Genomic DNA, 5,547 nt, shown 5'->3' with positions numbered 1-5,547 from the left:
GCCGCCTCCCCCAGGCGGCCCCGATCACCGGAAGACCCGTTCATGAACGTCCTGATCGACATAGCCGGCGTCGGCGTCCTCGCCTACGCGGCCGTCACCATCCCGCGCAACATCCGCAAGGCGCGCACCCAGAAGGCCGAGGAGAAGGCCAAGGCCCCGGTCACCATCGACGCGGCCGCCTACGGTCTGGTGCCCGCCGCACAGCTCGACAAGCGGTACGCGGGCCCCGACCCCGAGGCCGACGCGGTGGCCGCGGCCGCGCTCACCGGTGACTGGCGGCGGGCCGCCGGCTATCTCGCGGGCGCGGGCCGCGACTGGGATCTGCGCTGGTACCGGCTCGGCATCCTGGTCAACGCCGCCGTCGAGGACGACTCCTGGGTGAAGGCCTGGCGCGCCGAGTACCCCGGCGACCCGTCCGCCGCGCTCGTGCACGCGGACGCGCTCGTCTCGCTCGCGGGCGAGGTCCGCGGCGCGCAGCTGGCGAAGCACACCACCTCCGAGCAGTTCGAGGGCTTCCACCGGCTGCTGGCCGAGGCGCTGCCCGCCTGCCAGGAGGCCGCCCGGATGGCGCCCGAGGACCCTTGCCCCTGGATCGCGCAGATCACCATCGCCCTCGGACTCGGCTGGGCGCACGACGACTTCCGCGCCCTGTGGGCCGAGATCACCGCGCGCGACCCGCACCACTTCGGCGCCCATGTCAGCGCGCTCCAGTACTGGTGCGCCAAGTGGCGCGGCTCGCACGAACTGATGTACGCGTTCGCCGAGCAGGCCGCGGCCGCCGCCCCGCCCGGCAGCCCGCTGCCCGTGCTGCGCCTGTACGCGTTGTTCGAGCACGCCTGCCGGGAGGCCAAGGGGCCCGTGTACGACCAGCCGTTCGTGGACCCGGCCATCGACGCCACCCTGGACGCCGTGGCCCGGATCCCGGCCGGGCACCACCGGCTGCCGCTGGTACGGCATCTGCTGGCCAAGATGCTGTTCGAGAAGAAGCGGTACGCGGAGGCGGTGGAGCAGTTCCGGGCGGTCGGCGGGTACGTCGGCAGTGTGCCGTGGACGTACTCCGGCGACCCGGTGAAGGCGTTCGTGCACGCCCGCACCAACACCTTCGTCGGCTGGGAGAAGGCGGGCCGCCCGGCCCCGCCGCCGCGCGTGCGCTGACGGCGGGAATGCGCCTCGACCGAGGGCCTAGCGGGCCTTGAAGCGCGCGGGGGCCTCGGTCGGGTTGCCGCCGGAGGGCAGCTTCTGGTTCGGGCAGGCGGTGAGGACCTTCTCCATCGCCGCCTTCTCACCGGAGGTGACCCACAGGCCGTACTTCTTCTTCACCGCCACCTGCGTCGCCACGTACGAGCAGCGGTAGTCCTTGTCCGGCGGCAGCCAGGTGGCCGCGTCGCCGTCGCCCTTGCCGCGGTTGGCGCTCGCGTCGACCGCGATGAGGTTGAGCGGGTCGTTGGCCAGCGCGATCCGCTTGTTGGCGTCCCAGTACTTGGCGCCCTTCTGCCAGGCGTCCGAGAGGGCGACGACATGGTCGATGTCGACCTTGCTGGCACCGCGCCGGTAGGTGATGTCCTTGCCCGAGTACGGGTCCGGGTCCAGCAGCCCGTAGGTGACCTTGCAGGTGCCGCCGGTGAACTTCACGTCCTTCAGGTCGCGTTTGAGGATGTCGTCCCGGGTGTCGCAGGAGTTGGAGTCCGTGTCCGCCCACGCGCTGCCGAACCGCTCCCGGGAGTAACCGGTCTTCGGGGCGCGGCCCTTGACGGGCAGCGCCTTCGCGGCGGTCAGTACGGCGCCGCCGCTCTTCGGTTCGGGGCCCGAAGCCCCCTTGTCCTGGCCCGACTTGCAGCCGGTCGCGGCGGCCAGTACGACCACCGCACAGACCGTCGCACTCTTCAGACGCGTCATGCCACGCCCCCCTCGCTCGCCCTGTGGGTCCGCCCTCGGAAGCGGGGCGGATCGTTCCGCCCCTTACGGTAACTGCCCGCTTCGGAGCGGCAGATGGGTCCCAAAGGGAGGATTCAGGGGCAAGCGGGGCGTGAGGTGGGGCACGCGGCGGCCGTAGAACGGCGCACGGACCGTTCGTCCGTGCGCCGGCTCACACCCGGGGTGGGATCGGGGTCAGGACCCCAGCACCGAGGCCAGGAACTCCCCGACCCATGCGAGCAGTTCGCGCCCGACCAGCGGCTTGCCGCCCACCTTCGCGGTCTTCGGGCGGGGCACCAGCACCTGGTGCACGGCCGGCTTGATGACCGTACCGGGGTACAGCCGCTTGAGGCGCAGCTCCTGCGACTCGCGCAGCTCGACGGGCGCGAAGCGGATGTTGGTGCCCTGAAGGACGATCTCGCCGACCCCGCAGGCCCGCGCGAGCATCCGCAGCCCGGCCACCAGCAGCAGGTTCTCCACCGGCTCGGGCAGCTTGCCGTAGCGGTCGGTGAGTTCCTCGCGGACGGCCTTGATGTCCTCCTCCGAGTTGGCGGAGGCGATGGCGCGGTAGGCCTGGAGGCGCAGCCGCTCGCCGGGCGCGTACTCGTGCGGGACATGCGCGTCGACGGGCAGCTCGATCTTGACCTCCAGCGGGGCCTCCTCCTCGATCTCCCCCGTCTCCAGCTGCCGCCGATAATCCGCGACCGCCTCACCGACCATGCGCATGTACAGGTCGAAGCCGACGCCCGCGATATGCCCGGACTGCTCGCCGCCGAGCAGATTGCCGGCGCCGCGGATCTCCAGGTCCTTCATGGCCACGTACATGCCCGCGCCCATCTCGGTGTGCTGGGCGATGGTCGCGAGCCGCTCGTGGGCGGTCTCGGTGAGCGGCTTCTCCGGCGGGTACAGGAAGTACGCGTACCCCCGCTCGCGGCCACGCCCGACCCGGCCGCGCAGCTGGTGCAGCTGGGAGAGGCCGAAGGTGTCGCCGCGCTCCACGATCAGGGTGTTGGCGTTGGAGATGTCGATGCCGGACTCCACGATGGTGGTGGAGACCAGCACGTCGAACTTCTTCTCCCAGAAGTCGACCACGACCTGCTCCAGGGCCGCCTCCGACATCTGTCCGTGCGCGGTGGCGATACGGGCCTCGGGCACGATGTCGCGCAGCCGGGCCGCCGCGCGGTCGATGGACTCGACCCGGTTGTGGATGTAGAAGACCTGGCCCTCGCGCAGCAGTTCACGCCGGATGGCGGCGCCGATCTGCTTCTCCTCGTACGGCCCCACGAAGGTGAGCACCGGGTGGCGCTCCTCGGGCGGGGTGGTGATGGTCGACATCTCGCGGATGCCGGTGACCGCCATCTCCAGGGTGCGCGGGATGGGGGTGGCGGACATGGTGAGCACGTCCACATTGGCGCGCAGCTTCTTCAGCTGCTCCTTGTGCTCGACGCCGAAGCGCTGCTCCTCGTCCACGATGACCAGGCCCAGGTCCTTGAACTTGGTCTCGGAGGAGAACAGCCGGTGGGTGCCGATGACGACGTCCACCGCGCCCTCGCGCAGCCCCTCCAGGACGGCCTTGGACTCGGTGTCGGTCTGGAACCGGGAGAGCGCCTTCACACTCACCGGGAACTGTCCGTACCGCTCGGAGAACGTCCCGAAATGCTGCTGCACCAGCAGTGTCGTCGGCACCAGGACCGCGACCTGCTTGCCGTCCTGTACGGCCTTGAAGGCGGCCCGCACCGCGATCTCGGTCTTTCCGTAGCCGACGTCGCCGCAGACCAGCCGGTCCATGGGGACCGACTTCTCCATGTCGTCCTTGACCTCGGCGATGGTGGTGAGCTGGTCCGGGGTCTCGGCGTAGGGGAAGGCGTCCTCCAGCTCGCGCTGCCAGGGCGTGTCGGTGCCGAAGGCATGGCCGGGGGCGGCCATCCGGGCGCTGTAGAGCTTGATCAGGTCGGCGGCGATCTCCTTGACGGCCTTCTTGGCGCGCGCCTTGGTCTTCGTCCAGTCGGCGCCGCCCAGGCGGTGCAGGGTGGGTGCCTCGCCGCCGACGTACTTGGTGATCTGCTCCAGTTGGTCGGTGGGGATGTAGAGGCGGTCGCCGGGCTGGCCGCGCTTGGCGGGGGCGTACTCCACGACCAGGTACTCGCGGGTGGCGCCCTGTACGGTGCGCTGCACCATCTCGATGTAGCGGCCCACGCCGTGCTGTTCATGGACGATGTAGTCGCCCGGCTCCAGGGTGAGCGGGTCGATGGTCTTGCGGCGGCGGGCCGGCATCCGGGCGCCCTCGCGGCTCGCGGTGCGCTGCCCGGACAGGTCGGTCTCGGTGAGCACGGCGAGCTTGAGCCCGGGGTCCACGAGGCCGTACTCGATCGAGCCGCAGGAGACGTGCACGACGGAGGGGCTCAGCTCGCCGAGGTCGGTGTCCAGCCGGGCGGCGATGCCCTCGCCGCCGAGCACCTCGACGGTACGGGAGGCCGGGCCGTGGCCCTCGGTGACGTACACCGTGCGCCAGCCCTCGGCGAGCCAGCCCTTGGTGTCGGCGAGCGCCCTGGCGGTGTCGCCGCGGTAGGTGTCGGGCGCGTGCATGCCCAGCTTCAGGGTGCCCGCGTCCAGTTCCTCGTCGGCGGCGAAGGGCGAGACGGACCACCACATCATGTCCAGCTCGCGCGCCCGGTCGCGGACATCGGCGATGGACCACAGGGAGGCCGCGTCGACGTCGATCGGTGCCTCCCCGCCGCCCGCGGTGGCCGCCCAGGATGCCTGAAGGAACTCCTGGCTGGTGGCCACCAGGTCGGCGGCGCGGGTACGGACCCGCTCCGGGTCGCAGACCACGGCCATCGACCCCTGGGGCAGCACGTCCAAAAGCAGCTCCATGTCGTCGACCAGGACCGGGGCGAGGGACTCCATGCCCTCGACCGCGATGCCCTCGGCGATCTTGTTCAGGAGTTCGCCCAGCTCCGGGTGTTCCTCGGCGAGCAGCCGCGCGCGCTCGCGCACCTGATCGGTGAGCAGCAGCTCGCGGCAGGGCGGCGCCCACAGTCCGTGCTCGGCGACTTCCAGGGAGCGCTGGTCGGCGACCTTGAAGTAGCGGATCTCCTCGACGTCGTCGCCCCAGAACTCGATGCGCAGGGGGTGTTCCTCGGTGGGCGGGAACACATCCAGGATGCCGCCGCGCACCGCGAACTCGCCGCGCTTCTCCACCAGCTCCACACGCGCGTACGCCGCCGCCGCGAGGGCCTGGACGACCTCGTTCAGATCGGCGTTCTGACCGGTGCGCAGGGCCACGGGCTCCAGGTCGCCGAGGCCCTTGACCTGCGGCTGGAGCACGGAACGCACGGGCGCGACGACGACGGAGACCGGGCCGGTCTCGGGGTCGTCCGCACGGGGGTGGGCGAGGCGGCGCAGCACGGCCAGGCGCCGGCCGACGGTGTCGCTGCGGGGGCTGAGGCGTTCGTGCGGCAGCGTCTCCCAGGAGGGGTACTCCACGACGCCCTCGGCGGGCAGCAGCGAGCGCAGCGCCGCGGCCAGGTCCTCCGCCTCCCGGCCGGTCGCCGTGACCGCGAGGACCGTACGGCCGGACTCGCGGGCGAGGCCGGCGATCGCGAGGGGGCGGGCGGCCGGGGGGCCGACGAG

General features: G+C 71.6%; 3 protein-coding genes. 1 reads left to right on the top strand and 2 read right to left on the bottom strand.

Annotated elements, in window-relative coordinates; all coding sequences use genetic code 11:
* The coding region (locus CCN72_RS33755) for a hypothetical protein (RefSeq protein ID WP_208638172.1) at positions 1-1,155 on the top strand (1,155 nt) is incomplete at its 5' end.
* Between the two features lie 27 nt (positions 1,156-1,182).
* On the opposite strand, the gene CCN72_RS33750 is transcribed toward CCN72_RS33755, so the two are convergent.
* A complete protein-coding gene (locus CCN72_RS33750; protein WP_086812087.1) occupies positions 1,183-1,896 on the bottom strand; it encodes an HNH endonuclease family protein in 714 nt (237 codons plus the stop codon).
* 213 nt (positions 1,897-2,109) lie between these two features.
* Positions 2,110-5,547 (bottom strand): transcription-repair coupling factor (gene mfd / locus CCN72_RS33745; RefSeq protein ID WP_086812085.1); only part of this gene is annotated, 3,438 nt, incomplete at its 5' end.

This window comes from Streptomyces murinus, from assembly GCF_002154555.1.
GTDB classification, from domain to species: domain Bacteria; phylum Actinomycetota; class Actinomycetes; order Streptomycetales; family Streptomycetaceae; genus Streptomyces; species Streptomyces murinus.
This window is presented reverse-complemented; position numbering and strand designations above follow the sequence as displayed.